20 protein-coding genes and 1 pseudogene are annotated in these 22,975 nt (G+C 71.0%); 7 read left to right on the top strand and 14 right to left on the bottom strand.

What is annotated here, in order from left to right; translation table 11 throughout:
* Positions 1–127: 127 nt before the first annotated feature.
* The gene (locus QT196_RS38300; RefSeq protein ID WP_085926398.1) at positions 128–361 is read right to left on the bottom strand and encodes a hypothetical protein; all 234 of its coding nucleotides are present in this window, start codon (positions 359–361) and stop codon (positions 128–130) included.
* Positions 362–597: 236 nt separating this feature from the next.
* Here QT196_RS38300 and QT196_RS38295 point away from each other — a divergent pair, with 236 nt between their 5' ends.
* A complete protein-coding gene (locus tag QT196_RS38295) occupies positions 598–795 on the top strand; it encodes a hypothetical protein (protein ID WP_266737119.1) in 198 nt (65 codons plus the stop codon).
* A 50-nt stretch (positions 796–845) separates the two neighbouring features.
* Here QT196_RS38295 and QT196_RS38290 read toward each other — a convergent pair whose 3' ends face one another.
* Together QT196_RS38290 and QT196_RS38285 are read right to left on the bottom strand one after the other, a co-directional pair.
* Positions 846–2,225, bottom strand: a complete 1,380-nt coding sequence (locus tag QT196_RS38290) for an FAD-dependent oxidoreductase (RefSeq protein WP_290356584.1) — start codon at positions 2,223–2,225, stop codon at positions 846–848.
* Between the two features lie 221 nt (positions 2,226–2,446).
* Entirely contained in the window at positions 2,447–4,918 is a 2,472-nt protein-coding gene (locus QT196_RS38285) for a penicillin acylase family protein (protein WP_266737116.1), read from the bottom strand.
* Between the two features lie 228 nt (positions 4,919–5,146).
* Here QT196_RS38285 and QT196_RS38280 point away from each other — a divergent pair.
* From QT196_RS38280 to QT196_RS38265, 4 genes and pseudogenes are all read left to right on the top strand, one after another.
* A pseudogene (locus tag QT196_RS38280) lies at positions 5,147–5,322 on the top strand (IS5/IS1182 family transposase); the annotation flags it as partial.
* Between the two features lie 82 nt (positions 5,323–5,404).
* Positions 5,405–5,584, top strand: coding sequence for a CopG family transcriptional regulator (locus QT196_RS38275; RefSeq protein ID WP_168483332.1), 180 nt, complete (start codon positions 5,405–5,407; stop codon positions 5,582–5,584).
* Position 5,585: 1 nt separating this feature from the next.
* On the top strand, positions 5,586–5,930 hold the full coding sequence (locus tag QT196_RS38270; protein WP_168483330.1) for a VOC family protein: 345 nt from the start codon (positions 5,586–5,588) through the stop codon (positions 5,928–5,930).
* A gap of 35 nt (positions 5,931–5,965) precedes the next feature.
* Positions 5,966–6,823, top strand: coding sequence for a class I SAM-dependent methyltransferase (locus QT196_RS38265; RefSeq protein WP_168483328.1), 858 nt, complete (start codon positions 5,966–5,968; stop codon positions 6,821–6,823).
* A gap of 420 nt (positions 6,824–7,243) precedes the next feature.
* On the opposite strand, the gene QT196_RS38260 is transcribed toward QT196_RS38265, so the two are convergent.
* Both QT196_RS38260 and QT196_RS38255 read right to left on the bottom strand, forming a co-directional pair.
* On the bottom strand, positions 7,244–8,005 hold the full coding sequence (locus QT196_RS38260; RefSeq protein ID WP_168483325.1) for a MerR family transcriptional regulator: 762 nt from the start codon (positions 8,003–8,005) through the stop codon (positions 7,244–7,246).
* 163 nt (positions 8,006–8,168) lie between these two features.
* Positions 8,169–11,348, bottom strand: coding sequence for a BTAD domain-containing putative transcriptional regulator (locus QT196_RS38255; protein ID WP_290356583.1), 3,180 nt, complete (start codon positions 11,346–11,348; stop codon positions 8,169–8,171).
* Positions 11,349–11,956: 608 nt separating this feature from the next.
* Here QT196_RS38255 and QT196_RS38250 point away from each other — a divergent pair.
* On the top strand, positions 11,957–12,547 hold the full coding sequence (locus QT196_RS38250; RefSeq protein ID WP_211117658.1) for a UbiX family flavin prenyltransferase: 591 nt from the start codon (positions 11,957–11,959) through the stop codon (positions 12,545–12,547).
* A gap of 390 nt (positions 12,548–12,937) precedes the next feature.
* Complete coding sequence (locus QT196_RS38245) at positions 12,938–13,495, top strand: hypothetical protein (RefSeq protein WP_168483321.1); 558 nt, start codon at positions 12,938–12,940, stop codon at positions 13,493–13,495.
* 63 nt (positions 13,496–13,558) lie between these two features.
* Here QT196_RS38245 and QT196_RS38240 read toward each other — a convergent pair whose 3' ends face one another.
* The 9 genes from QT196_RS38240 to QT196_RS38200 form a co-directional block, all read right to left on the bottom strand.
* Positions 13,559–14,125, bottom strand: a complete 567-nt coding sequence (locus tag QT196_RS38240; RefSeq protein WP_290356582.1) for a GNAT family N-acetyltransferase — start codon at positions 14,123–14,125, stop codon at positions 13,559–13,561.
* A 249-nt stretch (positions 14,126–14,374) separates the two neighbouring features.
* The gene (locus QT196_RS38235) at positions 14,375–15,640 is read right to left on the bottom strand and encodes an alpha/beta fold hydrolase (RefSeq protein ID WP_168483316.1); all 1,266 of its coding nucleotides are present in this window, start codon (positions 15,638–15,640) and stop codon (positions 14,375–14,377) included.
* A 111-nt stretch (positions 15,641–15,751) separates the two neighbouring features.
* Positions 15,752–16,438, bottom strand: coding sequence for a GntR family transcriptional regulator (locus QT196_RS38230; protein ID WP_168483314.1), 687 nt, complete (start codon positions 16,436–16,438; stop codon positions 15,752–15,754).
* 47 nt (positions 16,439–16,485) lie between these two features.
* Positions 16,486–17,868 carry an aldehyde dehydrogenase family protein gene (locus tag QT196_RS38225; protein ID WP_266737105.1) on the bottom strand — a complete coding sequence of 461 codons (1,383 nt, stop codon included), beginning with the start codon at positions 17,866–17,868 and terminating at the stop codon, positions 16,486–16,488.
* On the bottom strand, positions 17,865–18,869 hold the full coding sequence (locus tag QT196_RS38220) for a proline racemase family protein (RefSeq protein ID WP_168484289.1): 1,005 nt from the start codon (positions 18,867–18,869) through the stop codon (positions 17,865–17,867). The genes QT196_RS38225 and QT196_RS38220 overlap by 4 nt, the downstream gene beginning before the upstream one ends.
* Before the next feature lie 69 nt (positions 18,870–18,938).
* Positions 18,939–19,847 (bottom strand): dihydrodipicolinate synthase family protein, encoded by a 909-nt coding sequence (locus QT196_RS38215; RefSeq protein ID WP_168483310.1) that lies wholly within the window; start codon positions 19,845–19,847, stop codon positions 18,939–18,941.
* A gap of 71 nt (positions 19,848–19,918) precedes the next feature.
* Positions 19,919–21,382 carry an NAD(P)/FAD-dependent oxidoreductase gene (locus tag QT196_RS38210; RefSeq protein ID WP_266737103.1) on the bottom strand — a complete coding sequence of 488 codons (1,464 nt, stop codon included), beginning with the start codon at positions 21,380–21,382 and terminating at the stop codon, positions 19,919–19,921.
* Positions 21,363–21,677: a (2Fe-2S)-binding protein gene (locus tag QT196_RS38205; RefSeq protein WP_168483306.1), complete on the bottom strand. Its 315-nt coding sequence runs from the start codon at positions 21,675–21,677 to the stop codon at positions 21,363–21,365. Before QT196_RS38205 ends, QT196_RS38210 begins: the two co-directional genes overlap by 20 nt.
* A gap of 27 nt (positions 21,678–21,704) precedes the next feature.
* A complete protein-coding gene (locus QT196_RS38200; RefSeq protein WP_168483304.1) occupies positions 21,705–22,865 on the bottom strand; it encodes an FAD-binding oxidoreductase in 1,161 nt (386 codons plus the stop codon).
* Positions 22,866–22,975: the final 110 nt, after the last annotated feature.

The following is a 22,975-nucleotide window of genomic DNA, read 5'->3' as shown; positions in this document are numbered from 1 at the left end:
GCGTGGCGTTCCGCTGCAAAGGCAAGGAGAAGGCTGTGGTGGGGCGGTGCGGGTTATGGGTACCAGGTATCGCCGGTGTATCCGGCGAGGTGGCTGTTCCCTTTGCCGGCTCGTCGGCGAAGTCGGTTCAGATGCTGTCGGCGAGGTCGGAGTGTCCTTGGATGCGTGCGCAATGAGCGCAGCAGAAGAACTTGCCGCCGGCTTGGAGGCCGTGGCCGAGCATGCGGCAGCCGCAGTTGTCACAGATGGGCGCGAGCTTGTGGGCGGCGCACTCGAAGCTGTCGAAGGTGTGCACGGCACCCGCCGCGTGGACCTCGAAGGCCATCTCATAGTCGTTTCCGCAGACCTCACAAACAGCCATCACGCACTCCTTCGTTGACTGGCTTCGACGGCTCCCGCACGAAGGCGGCTCTCCCATCACCTCATGGGGCCGGGCTCCCGGCGCGCCACAAGAGCCAGATGGCGCAGTGCGGGCACGGATGCGGAGGACTTGCCAGATGGAAACGCCGCGGGTTCCCCACGGGAATCGCCGCCGGTTCCCCACCGGCCATCAGCTCTGAGAGGATCCCGGGACTGTCCGCAGGCATAGGGGGGAACATGACCGTTCTGCTATTGCTCGGTGTCCTGGCGCTCGCCATCGGTGGGTGTATCTGTGTGGTGTGGGCGGAGCGCGGTGGGCCCCGATGGGTGCACATCGTGGCAACGCTGACGCGTATCGCGGGCGAAGTGCTGCGCAGCGCCGGGAAGCACCAGAGGGGGAGCCCGAACCGGAGCAGCGGCGGCGACGGTGATTAGGGGCCTTCGTATGTCGGCCGGTTTGCGGCCGCTTCGCGGTCGGTCAGCGGTCAGTTCGCCGTCAGGACTTCGCGGGCCGCCCGTTCGCCGGAGCGCACCGCGCCCTCCATCAGGCCGTGCATCAAGGTCGCCGATTCCGTGCTCGCCCAGTGGATCCGGCCCACGGGCTCGCGCAGCGCGCTGCCGTAGTTGGTGAGTGCGCCCGGCGGGAAGTGGGCGACCATGCCGCCCAGCGACCAGGGTTGCTCGGACCAGTCGGTCTCCAGATACGCGGTGGGACGGCGCGCCTCCGGGCCGAAGCGTTCGGCGAGAGCGTCCAGCCAGATGTCCCGCCGCTCCTTGGGATCCAGACGGCTCAGCCGTACGGCCCCGGCTCCGAACGCGTAGCTGCTCAGCACGCCCGGCTCTCCCGAGCGGGGAGTCTGGTCGATGGTGATCGGCACGGGCGACTGCGGCGCGAGCGTCTGGCCCGACAGTTTCTGGCCCCGCCAGAACGGCTCGGCGTATTGCGTGTGCACCCGGATGATCGCCCCGGGCACCAGGCGTTGCCGCAGGTGGCTGTGGGCGGCGGGCAAGGGCGGATCGAAAAGGATCCGGCCGGCGAGCACGGGCGGAGTGGCCACGATGACGCGTCGTGCCCGTACGGCGAACGCGTCGGAGGCGACCTCTACGTCGGTCGTGTTCTGGACGATCCGACGGACCGGGCTGGACAGATGGACCGCTGTGCCCAGGCGCGCGGCCATCCGCCGGGCCAGTTCGGGGGCTCCGCCGTCCACAAGGTGGGATTCGGTCTTCCGGGTGTCGGTGTAGTAGCCGAAGCCGCTGCCCCCGCCGCCGCGTGCCAGGACGAGTGCGCCCAGCAGTGAGACTTCCGCCGGGTCGGTGCAGAACAGCAGGTTCATCGTGGACTTGAGGAGGGTGTGGGCGGTGGCCGAGGGCACGTTGAGCGGGTGGGAGAGCCACTGGCCGAGCGTGCGGGCGTCCCAGGCCCGTGCGCGCCGGGCCTGCCAGGGGGCGTCCTTCGGCAGCCGCCGCGCCATCAGGTTCAGGCGCAGGAACGCCCACCCGAGGGTGGCGAGTGCCGCCGGGCCGGTCTTGGGGATGCCGCGGTGACGGCGGTTGCGCCCGTCGAGGCACAGGAGGTGATCGCCGTCGTCGTACTGCGGGTAGACCTCGAGCCCCAGCTCGCGGCAGAGCTGGAACATCCGTTCCTGGCCCTTGCCCAGCCAGGTGCCGCCCGCGGACACCACGGTGCCGTCGGGCAGCTCCCGGTTCCAGACCCGTCCGCCCACCCGGTCCCTGGCCTCGAGCACCACGACCTCACGCCCGGCCGCGGCCAGCTGCCGCCCGGCCGCGGCCAGCTGCCGCGCGGCCGCCAGCCCCGCGAATCCGGCGCCCACGACGCACACGTCCGCTGTCACCTGCTCCATGACCTACCTCCACAGAGCAGCCTCGCTTGCCGGGGCCCGCGGCGCCCGGTGGGTGACTCGGCCGGGCGGCGTGGGGGGGCCGGTCGAGTGACCCGCGGGGCGGCGTCAGCGGTGGAGGAACGGGATGAGGTGGTCGAGGAGAGCGTCGGGTTGCTCTTCGGGGTGCTCTTCGGGAACGTAGGGGTCGCAGTCGGGCAGGACGACGCTGTCGAGCCGATCGGTCACGGGGTCGAGGAGCGCGACGAGGCGTTCGCCCTGGCCGGGGGCGCCGACGGCTCCAGGAGAATCCTCGTCCCGCCGTTGCGCTCGATCGCCTGCTCGCTGTACAGCAGCGGGAAGTACTCCCCCGCGCTCCACTTGTCATGCAGGTCGCTGTAGTGCTTGCTGCGCTGATCGCCGGACTGGCCAGGGGCGTTGATGACGCGCGAGTTGTCCCATCCGCCGACGTCGATGGCCATCTTGAAGGTCGCGCCGACGACTTCCGCGTACGGATACTCGGGGTAGTGGAAGTACGAGGCGCAGACCGTGTCGAAGGTCCCGCCTCTCTCCGCAGGTCCCACGTTCGGGCCGCCGAGTGGGTGGATGAATACGTGGATGTGCATCGCGCCCCACCGCCACGCGCTCTCGTCGGCGCCGAGTTTCGAGGCGACCTCGGTGTAGGCCTTCGGGAGCGTGCCGAGCAGCAGTTCGTCCCGCTTCCGCGCTCCGTTGGCGCCGAACCAGTCGTCGGGGCGGACGAATGAGTCGTTCAAGAGGCGCAGATCGAGATCGATACTGATGCCCACGAGCTGATCGGCCGCCGGCTTGGGCAGCAGGAGCTGGGCCCACGCGGGATACAGGAACCGCATGACCCACGTCTCGAAAAGGGCCGCTGCCGCCGAATCCTTATCGGCGACGCCGTCATAACCGGACAGCAGCCGCAGCGCCTTGACTGTCGTCGGGTCGGTCGACCGCAGCTTCTTCACATACGGCAGGAACTGCCGGGCCACTCCCGACTTCACGTCGTTCTGAAGCGCCAGGGTGTCAGCGAGGGAGGTGCGTCGCTGCTGGGAAAGGACCTCATGGATCCGGTCCTTCCGATAGGCCGACTGCCACTGATATGTGGGCGTCGGATAGCCCGCGGGGAAGTTGTACTCATTGGCCGATACGAAAAAACCCGACCGCGGATTATGTGTGGTGGGCAGCTGCGCGTTCTTGTAGAAACCGTCCCATTCAAAGCGCCCGTCACCGGGCACCGGAAGCAGACCGTCATACCCGCTGCCCGTGCGCTGGGGAATGAGCGCTCCGGGGACCCAGCCAATGTCGCCCTTGGCATCGGCGTAGACCAGATTCGAGCCGGGAGTCTTCCACGTGCCGATGGCCTCGACGAACTCGCGCGAGTCCCCGGCACGCTGGTAGTTGAGACTGCCGAGATACGGCGAGGTGCCCGGTTCCGTCCAGACAGTGCGCACCGCATAGGCCTTGTGATTCTTTTCGTCAACCTTGACGACCGGGCCGTGTCGGGTGAACGAGAGCTGAGCCTGGCGGGGTTCAACACCGGCCACCGTGATTTGTTCCGTGACCGTGGTCAGCTTTTCCCAGCGATCGCGGTAGCGGTATCTGCTGTGGTCGTTCGGATCGAGCTCGTAGACGTAGAGATCGGCCTGGTCGGCGGGGAGATTGGTGAGACCGAACGCGACATGGCCGTTATGGCCCATGCTGATGCCGGGATTCCACGGTTCACCGGCACCGATGATGTTCAGTCCGGGAGCGCTGAGATGGGCGATATAGCGGTTGGCGGGCAGGGTGTAGTCTTCCCGGTGCGGATCGCCCGCGAGGATCGGCCGGCCGGTCGCCGTACGCGTCGGCGCGACCGCCCAGGCATTGCTGCCGGTCGCACTCTCCCGCAGGACGTTCTGCTCGTCCGACATCCTGCGCAAGGTGCCGTTCGCGAACACCATGGGGGATGTGGCCAGGCTGTAGACGCCGAGGACATCGGCGGGAATGAGGCTCAGATCGAGCCCCTCCGGCACCGTTACCGTGTGCTCGGGTTCCAGCTTGCGGAAGTAGCCGCTCGCCTTGTTCCCTCCGACGCTCATCAGCCGGGCACGGGCGACCTGCGAACTGAGATTGTTCCCGATTCCGTGGGTACGGATGCGCACCACGTCCTCCGGGCTCCAGCGCGCGGGCCGGTAACCCAGCTTCTGGAATTCGGCCGGTAGGGCGTCGGGGTGGTCATCGAGCCAGTCGAGGTAGCCGTTGATCCCGGCGACGAAACACGTTGCCGCCTCGCGCGCCTCGGGGCCGTAACTCGCCCACTCCGCCGCCATGTCACCGCGGTAGAGAAACAACCGCGCTGCCCTGTCCTGTTCGACATAGGAAGCACCCAGCACCTCGCTGAAACGGCCCAGACCACGCCGCCGCCAGGTGTCGATCTGAAAAAGCCGCTCCCGGGCGACATTGAACCCCTGCGCCTGGAACAGATCACCGACGCTCTCGGCAAAGATATGCGGCACACCCCAGACATCGACCGTCACCCGCACCGGCCGCTTCAGCCCGGGCACGGAATATCTCTGCCCCTCGTCCTCCTTCCACCGGGTACCCAATGACTGGGCAACAGCCGAATCACCAGCCGACAGCGTGCCGGTCAGCGCGGCAGCAGCGCCGACAAGCCCGGTGCCCAGCAGGGCCCGGCGGGAGGGAGGACGTGACATGGCATTCCTCGAAACGATTTCGGCGAACGGTGAGTGACCCGAAGCGGCATCACACGCACGGACAACACGACCATTCCTCAAAGGAGTTGAGCCCCATGCCCCCGCACGGGAAAGCTATCCGGCTCCCGAGTGCCGTCACACCCGTAACCGCCCCCTAGTCTCCGGGGGTTCGTTCGCTACCCCTAAGAGCTGTCCCGTAAGTGATCTTGCTGTGGGATGGCCGTGGCCGTGGCTGGTGTGATCACTGCATCGGAGCCTTCTTGGATGGCCCCCTTCACCGGGCTGAGCCCGCGCACCTTCGCCAAGTTGGTGACGATGCTGCGGCGCGAAGGTGCCGATGCGCCGGGGCGAGGCGGCCACGGAAGATGCCGCTGGAGGACCGCGTGCTGCTGGCGGCTGCGTACTGACGCACCAATTTGACGCAACGTCAGTTTGGCTCGCTGCTTGGTGGGTTAATTAAATTGCTAGCATGCTAGCATCGCGCTCGTGGGTGATAAGGAAGTCAAACAGTTCAACGTGTACCTGCCGATCGAGCTGATCAAGCAGGTCAAGTACCGCGCCATCGACTCCGGCATGTCGTTGTCGGCTCTGGTCGCTGACGCGCTGCGCACCTACCTCGACGACGCCCATGAACACGAACAGCGATCGACTGAGAAGGAGACCTGACATGGCGACCGAAGGAATCGAGGCCGTGTTCCTTACGACCCACAACTGGGGTAAGGCGGCGAAGTTCTTCCAGACACTGGGTTACGAGTTGGAGTTCTCGACCAACCACAGCTCCGGCCAGCTCCGCAACGGCGACGGGCCGTACGTCTTCATCGCCGAGATCCCCGAGGACCAAGCACCCCAGACCCAGATCGTGCTGAAAGTGCCGGACGCAGACACGTTCCGTCCCGACCCCACCGTCGAGGTCGTCACGCCGTTCGAGGACACCCATTACGGAACCCAGGAGATGACCGTCCTCGACCCCGACGGACGCCTATGGAGCCTCCAGGCTCCCGCCAAGAACTGACCGCCACGAACTGACCGCCGCGAAAGGGGAACGCCATGACAGACAAGCAGACCGGGGCGCCGGACAGCACCGCAGTGCGGACCGCCCTCTGGCGCGCCCTCCACGTCCAGGTCGACCCACCGCCGCACGTGCTCGACGACGAGATCGGCCTGCAGCTGGCCGCCCCCGACGGCAACTGGCGCCGCCGCCCCGACATGGACCCGCACGCCACCAGCGCGTTACGGGCGGCCATCGTGGCCCGCTCGCGTTTCATCGAGGACCTGATCGCTGAACAGGCCGACCGCGGCGTCACCCAGTACGTCATCCTGGGAGCCGGCCTGGACACCTTCGCCCAGCGCAGGCCGGAGATCGCCTCCCGCCTGCAGGTCTTCGAGGTCGACCAGCCCAGCCCTCAGGCATGGAAGCGCCATCGCCTGGTCGAACTCGGCTACGACATCCCCGACTGGCTGCACCTGGTGCCGGTCGACTTCGAGGCGAGCGGGGACTGGCTGAAGCAGCTGGGGGCTGCCGGCTTCGATGCCAGCCAGCCGGCGGTCATCGTCTCCACCGGCGTCACCATGTACCTCACCAAAGACGCCACGGCGGCCACCCTGCGCCAGATCTCCGCTCTCGCCCCCGGCTCGATGCTCGCCATGACCTTCCTGCTGCCCACCGAACTCCTCGACGACGCCGACCGCCCCGGCCTCCGAGCAAGCAAGGAAGGCGCGCGAGCATCCGGAACGCCATTCATCAGTTTCTACACCCCGCCCGAGATACTGGCACTGGCCCGCGAAGCAGGCTTCGAAGACGCCCGACACCTGTCGGGAGCTTCGCTTGCCCACCGCTACTTCGCTGATCGCACCGACGGCCTCCGCCCGACAAGCGGCGAGGACATCCTCCTGGCCGCCACCTGACTCTCGTCACGCGGCATACCCACCTGCACAACCTCAACCCCGCCGGACAGGTAAGCGAGAGGGGCCACACCTGACCACACCTGCACCAGGTCAGAGAGCATTTGCGGGACAGTCCTCAGGGCCTATGACCGAATCAAGACCTCGGCGTGACAGCGGTTGAAGGCCCCAACCACTGCATCATCTGCCGCATGTCGGCGACGGGAAGCGTCGGGTGACGGGCCGCCGCGCAATGTGGCCGCGTTCGCGAGGGCCCCGGCCGCCCTCTCGGGGATGGCGTCTGACCTGGACTGACCGGACGGCTCTTCGTGACGGTCCCGGTCGTGTCGGGGCGGGTGGTGGCGCCGGTACCAGTCGGCAGGTCCACGGATGGGAGCCGCCGCCACAGAACGGACCACGCTCCGGCGGCGGCCCCGCTTCCCCTCAGCTCAGCCGTGTCGTGGCGTATGCCTCGATGGCATCGCGCTGATACGCGGCCAGGCCGGGTGCGATCGCCTCGTATGCCGCGCGCCACTGTTCGTTGGTCACGCAGGAGCGGCCGATCGCGCGGTACTCCTCGGCGGAGGCGGACCGGAGTTCGGCCAGGGCCCGGTACTGGGCGTCGATCTCGGCCTGCACCGGGGCGGCGTCGGCCGGGATGCCGGCGGCCAGCAGTTCGGCCAGCCGGATCATCTGCGCCGTGCGCTTGCGGTGCCCGGCCTCGATCTCCGCCTCGCTCATCGCCGAGGTGCGCCGCTCGACCTCCTGCGCCAGTTCCGGGAAGGCACGCAGGCTCTCCTCGTACTGGGCGGGCTGGATCCCTTCGAAGAGGTTTTCCGGTCTGTTGATGCTGGTCATGGGGCTGCCGTCCTTCCTGGACTGTTCCAGTTCGGTGATCGTGCGGGAGACGGTGCCGGCCAGGGCGTCCAGCCGGTCGCGTTCGGCGAGCAGCCGGCGGTGGTGGCCGCGCAGGGCCGCCAGCTCGTCGATCTGCGCGGCCAGCACCCGGCCGATCTCGGTCAGCCCGAGGCCCAGTGCCCGCAGTACGAGGATCTGCTGCAACCGCAGCAGCTCGCGCTCCTCGTAGTAGCGGTGGCCGTTGGTGCCGATCCGGGCCGGCGGCAGCAGTCCGATCTCGTCGTAATGCCGCAGCGTCCGGGCCGTCACACCCGACATCCGGGCGACCTCCGCGATGGGCCAGGCCATCGCCGCCTCCTCACACGTGTGTCACCGGGCCGCTCTCTGCGGCCCTGTTCAGGACGGTAGAAGCTGCCGCAGGGGCAACTTCAAGCCCCGGATTTGACGATGACGGTAGCGACCCGGTGTACGGCGGCCGGACCACCGAACAGTTCGGGGCCCCGGCCGCCCGTCAGATACCTTCCGGCACGCGCCGGGGCGACAGGGCGTGCAGGAGCCCGGTGGCCGGCAGGTCCGGGTGGAGGTAGACGTGTTCGCGGCGCAGCTCGACCGCGGCGGCGAGTCGGCCGAAGGTGCGTGCGGCGGCCTCCGGGTCGCCGGCCAGGTATTCGGCCTGGCCGAGGAGGCCCAGGTGGAGCGGCAGGCGGAAGTGGGTCCGGGAGCGGGCCAGTTCGCCGAGGGCCGAGCGCATCTGGGCGAGGCCGTCGGCCGCATGGCCGGAGTGCGTTCGGGCCCAGCCCTCGGGGAGGCTGAGCATCGCCTTCCAGTAGAGCAACCCGTGGTCCTCGGCCAGGCCGGTGCCCTCGGCGCCGGATCGCCAGGCGGTGTCCACGTCGCCCTCCCATGCCGCGATGACCGCGTCGACGTACAGGGCGAAGGCCCGGTCGGAGGGCCGGCTGTCGAACTCCGTCAGGAGCAGCAGTTCGCGGCGGCGCTCGGCGGCGGCTGCACGGTCGCCGATGAGCCAGTGGGTGAAGGCGTCGTAGGAGCGGCACGAGACCCGGGGGTCGTGCTGGAAGGTGCGGGCGAGCGTGAGCGTCTGGTGCGCGAAGCGGTCCGCCGTCGCCACGCCCTCCTCCAGCTTCGCCAGCGCCTCGGGCAGCCGGCCCCGGACGTGCAGGACGATGCCCGAGCCGTAGGCGGCGCCGAGCAGGGCGACCGGATCGCCCGTTCGCCCGCCGATCTCGCGCAGCAGCCCCGAGTACCGCAGGGACCCGTCGTACCGGCCGGTGACCAGCTGCGCCGCGCACAGGGCCCAGAGCACCGAGGGGTCCTCAGGGGCGGCGAGCGCCGTGCCGAGCGCGCGGCCCCGGTTGAGCGCGGCCTCCGCCTCGGCATCGCCGTAGCCGCGGATGGTCGCCAGCACCTGGCCGAGCTGGATGTGCAGCCGCTGCTCCAGACGCAGCGTCTCCTGGTCGTCGGGCGGGAGGGTGCCGACGAGGTGCACGGCCCGCCGCAGCCAGATCTCCACCTGCTCGTAGGCGAGTTGGTGTTCGGCGTCCTCGGCCGCGCGCAGCAGGCGGGGCAGTACCCGGTCGGCCGGGAGCTCGGACCGGCCGTGCCAGGAGTGGTGGGCGAGGCGCTCGGCCTCCGCTCCCCCGGCCTCGTCTCCGGGACGCCGGGTGCCCAGCGCCTCGGCGACCCTGGCGTGCAGCCGGTGGCGAACCTGCCGGTCCAGTTCGTCGGTGAGGGTCTCCCGCACCAGCGCATGGGCGAAGTGCAGGCGGTCGGGGTGGTGCGGGTCCTCGGCCAGCAGGCCCGCCTCGATCGCCGACTCCAGGGCGGCGCTGATGGGCTCGTCGGGGCCGGCCGTGCGCGCCAGGAGGTGGGTGTCGACCTCGGTGCCGATGACGGCGCACAGGTACAGCACACGGAGGACCGGTTCGGGCAGGGCCGTGAAACGCTGCCGCAGCGCGTCCCGGACCCCGTCCGGCACGCTCGCGAGGAGTACGTCGATGGCCCCCGGTTCGTGCAGCCGGCGCACATCGCCGAGCAGGGTCAGCAGCTGGGTGACGAAGTACGGGTTGCCGCCGCTGCGCTCGTGGAGCACATCGACGACATCGGCGCCGACCCCGGGCCCGGCCTGGGCCTCGACGAGGGAGGCGACGGCCTGCCGGGAGAGGCCGCCCAGCCGCAGGGTTTCGGTGCGGGGCCCGCGCAGCACCTCCGAGAGCGCCCGGCGCAGGGACGCGTCGGACTCCATCTCGGGCTGACGGGTCGTCAGCACGATGCTCAGCGGCCGGTCGTGGCGCCGGGTGACGAGCAGCCTGAGCAGATCGAGCGAGGCGGCGTCGGCCCAGTGCAGATCCTCCAGGAGCAGCACCAGCGGGCGGGCGGCGGCCAGTTCCAGCAGCACTTCGCAGACCGCGTCGTGAGTGAGGAAGCGGGCATGGCCCCAGTCGCCGTCGGGCGCCGCCCGCTCCACGGTGCCGGCCGGATGGCGCGGCATCACCGGGGCCAGTAGCGCTTCGAACGGTGCGCAGGCGGTACGGAAGGCGTCCGGCCGGGTGGCCGACAGCCCGCGCAGGACCTGGGCCCAGAGCCAGTACGGCGGTACGCCCTCCCCCGGGAAGCAGTGGCTCCACACCACGTCGGGAGCGTCGCCTGAGGCGTTCAGGGACGTGGCGAGCTCGGTCAATAAGCGGGTCTTGCCGACACCGGCGGGGCCGAGGACGCAGGCGACATGCCCGTGTCCGTCGCGGGCCGCGGCGGCGGCCCGGGTCACCAGGCGCAGTTCGCGGGCGCGGCCGGCGAACAGGGACGGCCCCGCGGGCTCCGCCGCTTCGCCGCCCGCACCGGTCGGGGCCGGCCGCTCGGCGTCGTCCGGGGTGGGCGCGGGCGGGGCCACCGCCACGACAGGCCGTACGGCAGGGGGCACGGGCGGTTCGGCGACCGGGCCGTCGTCGAGTTCCTGCCGGAGGATGGCGGTGTGTATCCGCTGGAGTTCGGCCGCGGCGTCGACGCCGAACTCCTCCACGAGATGGCTGCGGGTCCGCTCGTAAAGCTCCAGCGCCTCGGCCTGCCTGCCCAGTTGCGACAGGGCGGTCATCAGATGACCGATGAGCCGTTCCCTGGCGGGATGGCGACGCGCCTCGCGCGCCAGCTCGGCCGCCACTTCCTCGGCCGCGCCGAGGGCCAGCCGGGCCTCGGCGCCGGTCTCGACGGCCGTGAGCCGTAATTGTTCGAGCCGGCCGCGCTCGTCCAGGAGCACCGGGTGGGCGGAGAACTCCGTGTACGGGGCGCCCTGCCACAGGGCGAGCGCCTCGGCGATCCGGTCGCGTGCCGCCACCGCGTCCCGCCGCCCCAGCAGTCGGCGCCCCTCCCCCACCAGGCGCTCGAAGCGGTGGGCGTCACTCTGCTCCGGGGCCAGGCCCAGCACGTAGCCGGGCGCGCGGTGGCGCACCAAGGACGGTTCGCCCGGGCCCCTCGTGACGTCCAGCGCCCGGCGCAGGTGGGAGACATGGCTCTGGAGCGCGCCCACCGGACCGCGGGGCGGCTCGTCCCGCCAGAGTTCCTCGACGAGCACCTCGGTGGGGACGACCCGGCCCAGCCGGACGAGCAGCAGGGCGAGCACGGCCCGGCGGCGGGGCGGACCGAGCGGCAGTTCCCGTCCGTCGTACCGCGCCGTCATGGGCCCCAGGACGCGAAGGAGAGGACCGGAGGCTTCCGCTGGCTGGTGCGGGCCGGGCAGGGGAGCTGCGGACATCAGGAGCCTCAATCGTTCTCACACGTGCCGGCCACGGTCGCGGCCCGAAAGGGACGGCGTCGTCCCGAAAATGTGATCTTGGCACAGTCGGCGAACTCTATCCAGACGTCGGAATCAGCCACCGGCAAGGTTCCGGCAAGGAGCGCCCAGCCCCCGGCAAGGGCAGGTCAGCGGCCGGAACAGGATGCCGCAAGGCCGACGCGGCAGGATGGGATCGCGGGACCTCATGCCGATGACCCCTACCCGAGCGGAAACTTCATGCACGGACAGGGCAACGCCCCTCTCGCCCCACCTTCTTGCCCGGTGCCGGATGGGCAAGGAGCACTCACCCCGATCCGGGAACTCCTCGGCCGCCTCCCGCACTTGCCGGTGGCAGACGAGCAACCGGCGGCGGTGATGCGGTGGTACGCCGAACCGTTCGGCCGTCGGCAGCCGGTGGCGACCGACGACCCCGCCCCGCTCATCACGACCCGTCAGGATCGCCGTCTCCCGGGAGGTGACGCATGACCGGCACGGCATCCCCGTCCGCGCCGCTGCGCGTCGTGGTGGGCATCACCGGCGCGACCGGCACCCTGTTGGGCGTACGGCTGCTGGAGCGGCTGCGGGAGCACGGCGGGGTCGAGGTGCATCTGGTCATGAGCCGCTGGGCCCGCAGCACCCTGGAATGGGAGACCTCGCTCAACACCCGGGATATTGCCGCGCTCGCGGACGTCACCCACGCCCCGGAGGACCTGGGCGCGGCCATCTCCTCCGATGCCTTCCCCGTGCACGGCATGGTGGTCATCCCGTGCAGCATGACGACGCTGGCCGTGATCCGCGCCGGGTGTACGGACGGCCTGATCTCCCGCGCGGCCGACATCACGCTCAGGCAGCGCCGCAAGCTGGTACTCGTGCCCCGGAAGACACCGTTGAACGACGTCCACCTGGAGAACATGCTCGCGCTCTCCCGGAGGGGCGCGGTCATCCAGCCGCCGATGCCGGCCTTCTCCCAGCGCCCGGAGACCGTCGACGATCTCGTGGGCCACACGGTGGACCGGGTGCTCGATCAGTTCGGCCTCGAAGCACCCGGGGCCCGCCGCAGGCCGGGCCTGCGTGCGGCACCCGAGGCGGCGTCCTTCCGGTAAACGGTGCCGCGGTCAGCGGGGCATTGCTCCGCCGCCCCCAGGCAAGGAGGGAATGTAATGGTCGATCACACCCGCGTGCTGGTTGGCCCTGCCGGCCAGGTGCGAGTCGGGGTGATCGAGTCGCGGCCGGCGCCCGTGCCACAGGAAAGACGTGGCACGGGAGGCCAGACGACTGAGGGTGGCTTTCATCGGTCCTCCGTTCGAAGTGGTCCGCTACCGCGAGCATACGAAACGCCGGCGACGTGCAGGGAAAATCTGAGCCAGATCTGAGCATCCGGTTTCCCCTGGGAACCAACGACCGTGACAGGGAACGCTGTTGGGGCCGTTGCACGGCTCCGTGGGGAACAAAACGAATGGTGCCCGGCACCTACGGCGAGGAACATGGGCGCCATGGCCAAGGAGATCCGGCGGCAGCTGCAAGAGGCCGCCAAGAAGCATCAGTTCACGCGTCTCGTGCGCGCCCTTCCGGACAGTGACGAGCTCGAGGGTTTCGTGATCGAGGTGACCCCCGCATGGACGCTGATCGCAGAGTGCGGCCGCCTCGCCCTGGACGGTTTCGTGGCGCTCCGAACCCGCGACATCGTGCAGGTCCGACGCCGGGGCTCCCACGATCTGACGGTGCGCTGGCTACAGCGGCACGGCCCCTGGCCGCCCCCGGAGCCACGTGGTGAACTCTCGCTGACGGACGTCCGGTCCCTGGTGGAGTCGGTGAACACGCACTACCACCTGATATCCGTCTTCGAAGAGGACCTGAACCCCGGCGCGGTGTACATCGGCACACCGGTACGCACGGGAAAGAAGCGGCTCAAGCTGCTCGAGGTCAACCCGAGAGCCCGCTGGGCCGCCACACCGTCGTCCTTCCGCTACGACGACATCACCCGCATCGACTTCGACGACCGGTACAACACGGTCCTGCACGCGTTGGCCGGACCGCCGCCGGGCGCGTAGCGGGCCGACCGGCGGCCATGACGCGTCAGTTCGGCGGGAGGCGGCTATCCGAGCCCGACGTCGTCACGGATTCGCGCGCCGTAGGTGCACATGGCCGTCAAGGGGGTACAGGGGCGGTGCCGCCGGCAGGGTTCTGACGAACGCATAGCCGCTCTTCTGTGCGACACGGCACGAGGCCAGGTTGTCCACTTGGTGGAGGAGCTCAATGCCTTCCAACCCCTCGGCACGGAAGGTCTCGAAGGCCCAGGTGGTGAGTGCCTCCAGCGTGCGGGAGGCGACACCCCGGCCACGGGCTGGTGCCACGGTCCAATAGCCGACTTCGGCTGTCGGTTTGCCGGGAACGACGTTCTTGAGCACCATGTTGCCCACCAGCCGCCGGGCAGCCGCGTCGGGAGTCTCTTCCAAGACCGCAAAGCCGAGCTGGTCTCCCACCGACCAGCCGCGTTGCTGGTCCTGTATCCACCGCGCCCCCTCGGCCACGTTTTCCGGACGCGAGCGGGTCCAGCGGCCCAGGGTGGGATCCCGGTACGCCTCGACCAGTGCCTCAACGTCCGCCATGCGCCAGGGGCGAAGAACAAGCGCGGGGAGGGCAGGCGTTGCGGGCGCGTGAAGCAGCACGGAACTGTTCACCGGGCGCCCCCTGAGGGCAGCGCGAGCACTGTGCCGGTCATGTAGCGGCCTCCCCCCTCCGGTGTGCGCCGCAGAGCCTGAACTGGCCGCCCGCACACCGGCTTTCAGGTTACCCGGTGCCTTCCGGCCGTTGATCGGTCCACCGCGCGACCGGCAGCAGCGGCGCCGGCAGGTAGGCAGCGCGGGCACGGCTCTCCCATCGGAGGCACTGGCAGGAAAAGGAAGCCGGGCGAGGACGGGCGGGAAGGCTTACGCGCGGCCCGCGGCCAGGTCCATCAGGCGGGCCAGTACCCGGCCGCCGGAGGTGTTGACGCCGTCGTGCTCCCACTCGTTGGTGACCCAGACGCGGGTGGCGCCGACCTCGCGGGCGGTGCGCAGGGAGAGTTCCGCGTCGACGTACATGTCGTCGTGGTAGACGATCGCGGCGAGCGGGACCTGGTTGGCCGCGAGGCGCCGGGGGTCGTACAGCTCCGGCCAGTCGGGGCGTGCGGCCAGCAGGTGGGCGGCTTCCTCGAAGGACCGCAGGCCGGTGATCTCCCGGAACATCCAGGGGTAGATCATTTCGCCGGTGAGGAGGAGGGGGTCCGCCTCCTCGGTGAATGCGGCGAAGCCGTCGAGGGCCCGGGCGGCTGCCCAGCCCGTCGGACCGGCGCCCTGCCCGTAGAGCGTCTCCTGAAGCACGGCGTACAGCGGATTGTCGGTGAAGCCGGTCAGGTTGCGCACCTGGTGGAGGAAGGTGTCGGTCAACTCGCCGTCGGTGTCCAGGGATTCGTCGAGCAGCCAGTGGAGCCGTTCGAAACCGTCGCCCATGCCGAGGGCGAGGCCGAGGGTGCGCAGTCGGCGGGTGGTGAGGCGGTCTCCGTCGGGCAGCCGGACCTCGGTGGTCGTGAGGAGATCGGCGATGTGGCGGAGGCGGTGGGCGTCGTCCGGGTAGCGGGCGTAGAAGTCGAGGACGCGGTCCCGCACCCGTGGGTAGGTGCGGGCGTAGACCTCGTCGGCGGTGGCGGTGAGGCCGGGCAGACCGCCGGTCACGTAGCAGGCCCGCAGGCCCTCGGGGGCCCGGGAGAGGTAGGTGAGGGTGAGGAAGCCGCCGTAGCTCTGGCCGAGGGTCTCCCAGGGTTCGTCCCGGCAGAGTTGGCGGCGGATCAGTTCGGCGTCTGCGACGATCGAGTCGGCGCGGAAGTGGCCCAGGTATGCGGCGAGTTGGGCGGGCGAGGTGAAGCGGGCGGCGGCTCGGGCGGTGACCGGGGTGGAACGGCCGGTGCCGCGCTGGTCGAGCAGGAGCACCCGGTGGGTCTGGAGGGCCTGGTCCAGCCAGCCGGGTGAGCCGGCCGACGGGCGGGGGGATTTGCCGCCCGGACCGCCTTGCAGATACAGCAGCCAGGGCAGCCGCTCGTCCGCGCGGGCCGGGTCGACGACCTCGCGGGCGAAGACCTGTATGTGTTCCCCGTTGGGGGCGGAGTGGTCCAGGGGGACGGTGAAGAAGTGGTCGACGGTGGTGTAGGCGGGGTTCATGGGTCCCTTCCACGGCCCGGGGGCGCGTCATGATGTGTGACGTTGCATGGGACCGGCGGGAGGGCGGGCGGCATCGCTGTCCGCAGTGGGACGGGGCTCGCCGCCGCCCCGCTACCTGCCGGATTTCGCCGCGGTCCCGCTTCTGGCCCAGAGCGAGCGGACATGGCCCAGGTGCTTGGCCATGCACTTCTCGGCTGCCTTCGCCTCGCCGGCCAGCATCAGGTCGAGGAGTTCGAGGTGTTCCTCGGCCGACGGGATCAGCTCGCCCCGCTCGTCCAGGGCCGTGAGCCCGTAGAGCCGTGAGCGCTTGCGCAGGTCACCGACGGTCTCGACGAGGCGGTCATTGCCGCTGAGGCCGAGCAGATCGAGGTGGAACTGCCGGTCGGCCTCCAGGTAGCCGATGAGGTCGTGGTCGCGCGCGGCGCGCACGATCTCCTCGGCGACCGGCCGCAGCGCCTCCAGGTCCGCACGGGCGGCGGAGCGGGTGATCCGGCCGATCATGGGAATCTCGATGAGGGCACGGATCTCGGTGTACTGGTCGAGGTCGCGTTCATTGACTTCGGTGACCCGGAAACCCTTGTTGCGGACGGGCTCGACCAGGCCTTCGCGCGCCAGGTCGAGCATCGCCTCGCGCACGGGCGTGGCCGAGATCCCGAAGTCCTCGGCCAGGACCGGCGCCGAGTACACCTCCCCCGGCTGCAGTTCACCGGAGATCAGGGCCGCTCGCAGGGCATGGGCGACCTGGTCGCGCAGCCGCTCCCGGGTGGCGTTGAGATCGCGGTGCTTCAGGTGCCCCATAGCGGTGGTGATCCCTTCCTGGCGGAGCGGATCACCAGCATACAATTTCACATTGTTCCCACGGTGGAGAGGGTGTACGTACGGCTGGAGGTGTAGAACTCCAGGGCGGCGCGGCCCTGTTCCCGCGGTCCGTGGCCGGATTCCTTGGCGCCGCCGAACGGCAGATGGAAGTCGACCCCGGTGGACGGGGCGTTGACTCTGATCATGCCGGTGTCGAGCTGGTCGAGCCCGTGCAGAACCGGGTCCAGACCGGCCGAGTGGACCGAGGTGACCAGGCCGTACGGGACCGAGTTGGTGATCCGGACCGCATGGGCCAGATCGTCGGCGGGCAGCAGCGCCGCGACCGGCCCGAAGACCTCTTCGCGCAGCAGCTGGTGGCCCGGGGGCACCTGCTCGACCAGGGTCGGGGCCGCGTACCAGCCGGGGAGGCCGCGCGCGGCTGCGCCCGCGAGGACCGGGAGACCGTCCCGGGCGCGGCTGACCCGGTCGCGGGCCTGCTCGTTGATGAGCGGCCCGCACACGGTGGCGGGGTCGGCCGGGTCGCCGACCGGCACCGCCCGCAGGGCTTCCACGAGCGCCTCCCGCAGGGGGCCGAGGGCCGCTCCGACCGCGATCACGCGACGGGTGGCGGTGCACTTCTGGCCCGCGTATCCGGCGATCGCGGCGGCGATATGGCGCGCTGCCTGCTCGATGTCCGCGTCCGGGAGGACCAGGGCCGCGTTCAGACCGCCCATCTCGGCCTGGACCGGGATGCCCCGGGCCGTGGCCGCCTGCACGACCGACCGGCCGACGGTCGTCGAGCCGGTGAAGGAGATGACATCGGCGACGGAGACGAGCGCGTTGCCCTCGGTCGCTCCGCCGGGCAGCACCGTGCACACCCCTTCCGGCAGGGCCTGCTCGATGAGGGAGGCGAGGCGCCGGGCGCAGGCCGTCGCCTCGGGGGCGGGCTTGAGGACCACCGCGTTGCCCGCGGCGAGTGCCGGGGCCGCCTTCCAGCTCGGAATGGCGAACGGGAAGTTCCAGGGGGTGAGGAGGCCGGCGACCCCGTACGGACGGCGGCGGGTCAGCAGCAGCCCCGGGCCGACGGCGGTTTCGTGCACGGCGCCGAGGGGTTCGTAGGGGGCCTGGGCGTAGTAACGCCAGATCGCGACGCTGCGGGCGATCTCGGCGCGTGCCTCGGTGAGTGGTTTGCCCACTTCACGTACGGCGAGCGCGGCCAGTTCGTCCGCGGCGGTTTCCAGGGCGGTGGCGACCGCGCCCAGGGCGGCCGAGCGGGCGGCGGCACCGCCGGCCAGCCAGCCGGGCTGGGCCGCGCGGGCCCGCTCGACGGCATCCGCAGCGGCGAAGGCTCCGGGGGCCGGAACCGACACCAGCACATCGGACGGATCGGCCGGATTGCGGGAGGTGACAGAAGAGACGGCGGTGGTCACAGGAGGAAGCCTCCGGGGAAGGGGTCGTCCGGGTCGAGGAAGTACTGGGCGGTGCCGGTGATCCAGGCGCGGCCGGTGACGGTCGGCACCACGGCGGGCCGCCCGCCGACCTCGGTTTCGGCGACCAGGCGGCCGGTGAAGCGGGTGCCGATGAAGGACTCGTTGACGAAGTCCCGGTCCAGGGGCAGTTCGCCGCGGGCGTGCAGCTGCGCCATCCGCGCCGAGGTGCCGGTGCCGCAGGGCGAGCGGTCGAACCAGCCCGGGTGGATCGCCATCGCATGCCGCGAGTGCTGGGCGTCCGAGCCGGGAGCGGCCAGATAGACATGCTTGACCCCGGCGATCTCCGACTGCTCGGGGTGGACCGGCCGGTCCGGCGAGGCGTTGATCGCGGCCATGACGGCCAGTCCGGCGGCCAGCAGATCGTCCTTGCGGGCGCGGTCGAACGGCAGCCCCAGCGCATCGAGTTCGACGAAGGCGTAGAAGTTGCCGCCGAAGGCGAGGTCGTAGGTGACCCTCCCGTATCCCGGGACCTCCACGGTGCGGTCCAGACCGGCGCAGAAGGCGGGCACATTCGTGAGGGTGACCGACTTCGCCACCCCGTCCGCCACGTGCACGTCGACGGCGACCAGACCGGCCGGGGTGTCGAGCCGCACCGGGGTGACCGGCTCGGTCACCGGCACCATGCCCGACTCGACGAGGACGGTGGCGACCCCGATGGTGCCGTGCCCGCACATCGGCAGCAGGCCGGAGACCTCGATGTAGAGGACGCCGTAGTCGGCGTCGGCGCGGGTGGGCGGCTGGAGGATGGCGCCGCTCATGGCGGAGTGCCCGCGCGGCTCGTACATCAGGAGCGTCCGGAGATGGTCGAGGTGCTCGATGAAGTGCAGTCTGCGCTCGGCCATGGTGGCGCCGGGGAGCACCCCGACGCCACCGGTGATCACGCGCGTGGGCATGCCCTCGGTGTGCGAGTCGACGGCGTGGAAGACATGACGCGTACGCACCATGAGTCCTTTCGAAGCGGCACGGATGCGGTCAGTGGTGACGGATGCGGTCAGTGGTGACGCATGCGGTCAGTGGTGTCCGGCGGCCAGGGCCTTCTCGGTGGCGGCCCGGACTTCGGTCTCGGTCTCTCCCGTGAGCGGGGAGCGCGGCGGGCGGGCAGGGCCGCCGTGGCGGCCGACGAGGTCCATGGACAGCTTGATGCACTGGACGAACTCCGTCTTCGAGTCCCAGCGCAGCAGCGGGTGCAGGGACTTGTAGAGCGGCAGGGCGGTGTCCAGGTCACCGGCGACGGCGGCGTGGTAGAGCGCGGCGCAGGTGGCGGGGAAGGCGTTGGGGTAGCCGGCGACCCAGCCGACCGCACCGGCCACGGCGAGTTCGAGCAGGACATCGTCCGCGCCGATCAACAGGTCGAGGTCCGGGGCGAGTTCGGCGATCTCGTAGGCGCGGCGCACATCGCCGGAGAATTCCTTGACCGCGACGATGCTGCCGTCCTGGTGCAGCCGGGCCAGCAGCGCGGGTGTCAGATCCACCTTGGTGTCGAGGGGGTTGTTGTACGCGACGACCGGCACCCCCGCCTTGGCGGCCTCGGCGTAGTGGGCGCGGACGGCCCGTTCGTCGGCGCGGTAGGCGTTCGGGGGCAGTAGGAGGACCGAGCCGCAGCCCGCCTCGCCCGCCTGTTCCGCCCAGCGCCGGGACTCGGCGCTGCCGTAGGCGGCGACGCCGGGCATGACCCGCGCGCCGTCGCCCGCCGCTTCGACCGCGGTCCGCACCACACGGGCCCGCTCCTCGTCGGTGAGGGTCTGGTACTCGCCGAGCGAGCCGTTCGGTACGACGCCGTCGCAGCCCTGCTCGATCAGCCAACGGACGTGCTGGGCATAGGCGTCGTGGTCGACGGACAGGTCGTCGCGCAGCGGCAGTGCCGTGGCGACCATGATTCCGCGCCAGGGGCGGGTGCTGTTCCAGGTGAGGGCGGTCATGCCGGTGAACCCTTCGGTAGCGTGTGACATTTTATTGGGTCGTCCGTGGCCGCCACGAGGACGGCCGGCGGTCAGTCGTCAACGGCCGGGACGGCGTCCGGCCGGCCTCCGGTGGAGTCGTCGGACGAGGCGAGGGCCGAGAGCGGAACGGGCACGGCGAACGGGCGGCGTTCGGCGGGTGGTTCCGCCTCCCCGTCGCCCGCCGCGAGGCACGCCGCCGCCGTCCCGCACATCCGCCCCTGGCACCAGCCCATACCGGCCCGGGTGAGGAGTTTGACGGTGCGGGCGTCACGGGCGCCCAGGTCGGTGACCGCTTCGCGGATCGTTCCGGCGGTCACTTCCTCGCAGCGGCAGACCTCCGTGTCGTCGGTCAGCCAGCCCGTCCAGCCCGCCGCCGGTGCATGTCTGGCAGCCATCGCGTCGGCGAAGGCACGCATCCGGTCCCGCCGACGCCGCAGCGCCCGTACGCGCCCCTCGTCGGCGGGGCGCCCATGGAGCCAGGCGGCTGCCGCGAGCCCGGCCAGCTCCCCTTCCGTACGGGCGAGCGGGGCGCCGCCCACTCCCCCGGTCTCCCCCGCCGCCCACAGCCCGCGTACGGAGGTCTCCTGAAGGGCGTCCAGGGCCAGGGCCGATGTCCCGTCCGCGGTGCGGCGGGTGGCGCAGCCGAGTGCGGTGGCCAGTTCGATCTGCGGGACCAGGCCGTGTCCCACCGCGAGGGCGTCGCAGGCGATCTGCCGGCCCGTCCCCCGTACGGGCCGCCAGTCGCGGTCGAGCCGGGTGACGGTGACGGCCGCCACCCGGTCGGTGCCGTGCACCTCGGTGACCGCGCTGCGGGTGCGCAACCGGACGCGGTGCCGCAGCAGGGCGGCCCCGTGGACCGCCGCCTCGACGAGCTTGCGCGGATTGGCGGCGAGCGCACCGGGATGCCGTGCGTATTCCAGATAGCCGGACGCCTCGATCACGGCCGGGACCTGCGCACCGGCGGCGGCCAGCGACGAGGCGACGGCGAGCAGCAGGGGTCCGCTGCCCGCCACGACGATCCGCTTACCGGGCAGCACCAGACCGGACTTGAGCATGGCCTGCGCTCCCCCGGCACCCACGACCCCCGGTACGGTCCAGCCGGGAAAGGGGAGTTGGCGTTCGTAGGCGCCGGTCGCGAGCAGGATCGCCCGGGCCCGCACCCGGACCGCCTGCTCCCCGTTGCCGTCGGGTCCGGTGACGGCGTGCACCGCCCACAGGTCGCCGTCCTCCTTCGTGACGGCCCAGACATGGTGCCCGGACAGCCGGCGGATGTCGCTCCGCTCCAGGCGTCGGCGCAGTTCGGCGAAGGCCGCCCAGTCGTGGTGCAGCGCCTCGGGCCGGGTCGCGCCGACGGCAGGTGCCGGATGCCGGTAGAACTGGCCGCCGGTCTGCGGTGCGGCGTCCAACAGGGCGACGGACAGCCCGAGTTCGGCTGCCGTGACGGCACCGGCGAGACCGGCGGCGCCCGCGCCGAGCACCGCGAGGTCGTACGGGTCAGACGCCGATGCGGGCATGGCCGTGTCCCTCCTGGGTCGTGATCGCGTCGCCCGGGCTCGCGGGCACAAGACAGGCCCGGCGGTTGGGCTCCCCGTTGATGGTGGCGAGGCAGTCGTAGCACTGCCCGATGCCGCAGAAGGCTCCCCGCGGGCGGCCGGTGGTGCGGGTGGTGCGCCAGGCGAGGATGCCGGCGGACCACAGGGCCGCGGCGACGGACTGGCCGGGCAGGGCGGGGACCGGATGGCCGTCCATGGTGATCTCGAACGACGCGCCGGGGTTCGCCCCTGCCAGTTCGGCGGGGGTACGGGCCACTGCGGGCCTCCTCTCGTAGCGGACGGATCAGACGGCGGCTTCGGCTTCGAAACGGGCGGGGTGGAACGGGCCCGGGTCCAGGGGCGGTTCGGCCCCGCTCAGGGACCGCGCGATGAGCAGCCCGGTGGCCGGGGCGAGGCCGATCCCCGCGCCCTCGTGACCGCAGGCGTGCAGCAGACCGGGCACCCGCGGATCGGGGCCGATGGCCGGCAGATGGTCGGGCAGGTACGGGCGGAACCCCACATACGTCCGCATCGCGCGGACCCCGGCGAGGACCGGGAAGAGTGCGGTGGCCTGGACCGCCAGGCGGCGCAGCACCTCGGTCGACAGCGTCCGGTCGAAGCCGACCCGCTCCCGGCTGGCGCCGATCAGGACGGGCCCGGCGGCGGTACCCTCGACCACCGCCGAGGTCTGGAGCGCCGCCGAGCCGCTGGCGACGTCGGCCACATAGTCGGCCGCGTACACCTTGCGCCGGACCACCCGCGGCAGCGGTTCCGTGACGAGCACGAAGCCGCGACGTGGCAGCACCGGGAGTTCCACGCCCGCGAGCCGCGCGAACTCGCCGCCCCAGGTGCCGGCCGCGTTGACCACGTACGGGGCGAACACCTCGCCGCCCGTCGTACGCACTCCCCGCACCGCCCCGTCCGCCGTGGTCAGCAGGCCGGTGACTTCCTCACCGAGCCGCAGGCACACCCGGTCACCGCCCGCGCGCAGCAGATGGGCGGCGGCCAGGGCCGGCATCACCTGAGCGTCCTGCGGATAGTGAAAGCCCCCTGCCAGGACGGGAGTCAGATGCGGTTCCAGCTCCCGCAACCGGTCCGCCGGGATCTCGTCCGCCCGCACACCGACCGCGCGCTGTCCGGCCGCGAATTCGCGCAGGGCCCGCATCCCGGTCTCGTCGGCGGCGACCACGAGGCCGCCCTTGGGCTCGTACTCGATCTGCGGCGGGAGCAGTTCGGCCAGCTCCTGCCACAACCCGGTGGAGAGCAGCGCGAGATCGAGTTCGGGGCCGGGCTCCTTGTCGGAGACCAGGAGGTTGCCCTCACCGGCGCCCGTGGTGCCGCCCGCGACGGGGCCGCGGTCGACCACGGTGACGGAGAGGCCGGCGCGGGACGCGTAGTAGGCACAGGCCGCGCCGACCACGCCCGCGCCGACGACGATGACATCCGAGCTTCTTCTCGAGGGCACGTCAGTAATATTTCACATTGCACTGACGCTGCCAAGAGTGCCGCGTGATCCGGTCGCCACTCCCCGGGCCGAAGCGCGTCGTCGCGTCCGGATTCTTCACGACTCCCCGG

The sequence above is a fragment of the Streptomyces sp. P9-2B-2 genome (genome assembly GCF_030406865.1).
GTDB classification, from domain to species: Bacteria; Actinomycetota; Actinomycetes; order Streptomycetales; family Streptomycetaceae; genus Streptomyces; species Streptomyces platensis.
This window is presented reverse-complemented; position numbering and strand designations above follow the sequence as displayed.

Bases quoted from the DNA above. Each gene is read 5' to 3' on its own strand.
- QT196_RS38300 (WP_085926398.1), bottom strand. From the start codon at position 361: ATGGCTGTTTGTGAGGTCTGCGGAAACGACTATGAGATGGCCTTCGAG.
- QT196_RS38295 (WP_266737119.1), top strand. From the start codon at position 598: ATGACCGTTCTGCTATTGCTCGGTGTCCTGGCGCTCGCCATCGGTGGG.
- QT196_RS38290 (WP_290356584.1), bottom strand. From the start codon at position 2,225: ATGGAGCAGGTGACAGCGGACGTGTGCGTCGTGGGCGCCGGATTCGCG.
- QT196_RS38285 (WP_266737116.1), bottom strand. From the start codon at position 4,918: ATGTCACGTCCTCCCTCCCGCCGGGCCCTGCTGGGCACCGGGCTTGTC.
- QT196_RS38270 (WP_168483330.1), top strand. From the start codon at position 5,586: ATGGCGACCGAAGGAATCGAGGCCGTGTTCCTTACGACCCACAACTGG.
- QT196_RS38265 (WP_168483328.1), top strand. From the start codon at position 5,966: ATGACAGACAAGCAGACCGGGGCGCCGGACAGCACCGCAGTGCGGACC.
- QT196_RS38260 (WP_168483325.1), bottom strand. From the start codon at position 8,005: ATGGCCTGGCCCATCGCGGAGGTCGCCCGGATGTCGGGTGTGACGGCC.
- QT196_RS38255 (WP_290356583.1), bottom strand. From the start codon at position 11,348: ATGACGGCGCGGTACGACGGACGGGAACTGCCGCTCGGTCCGCCCCGC.
- QT196_RS38245 (WP_168483321.1), top strand. From the start codon at position 12,938: ATGGCCAAGGAGATCCGGCGGCAGCTGCAAGAGGCCGCCAAGAAGCAT.
- QT196_RS38235 (WP_168483316.1), bottom strand. From the start codon at position 15,640: ATGAACCCCGCCTACACCACCGTCGACCACTTCTTCACCGTCCCCCTG.
- QT196_RS38230 (WP_168483314.1), bottom strand. From the start codon at position 16,438: ATGGGGCACCTGAAGCACCGCGATCTCAACGCCACCCGGGAGCGGCTG.
- QT196_RS38215 (WP_168483310.1), bottom strand. From the start codon at position 19,847: ATGACCGCCCTCACCTGGAACAGCACCCGCCCCTGGCGCGGAATCATG.
- QT196_RS38210 (WP_266737103.1), bottom strand. From the start codon at position 21,382: ATGCCCGCATCGGCGTCTGACCCGTACGACCTCGCGGTGCTCGGCGCG.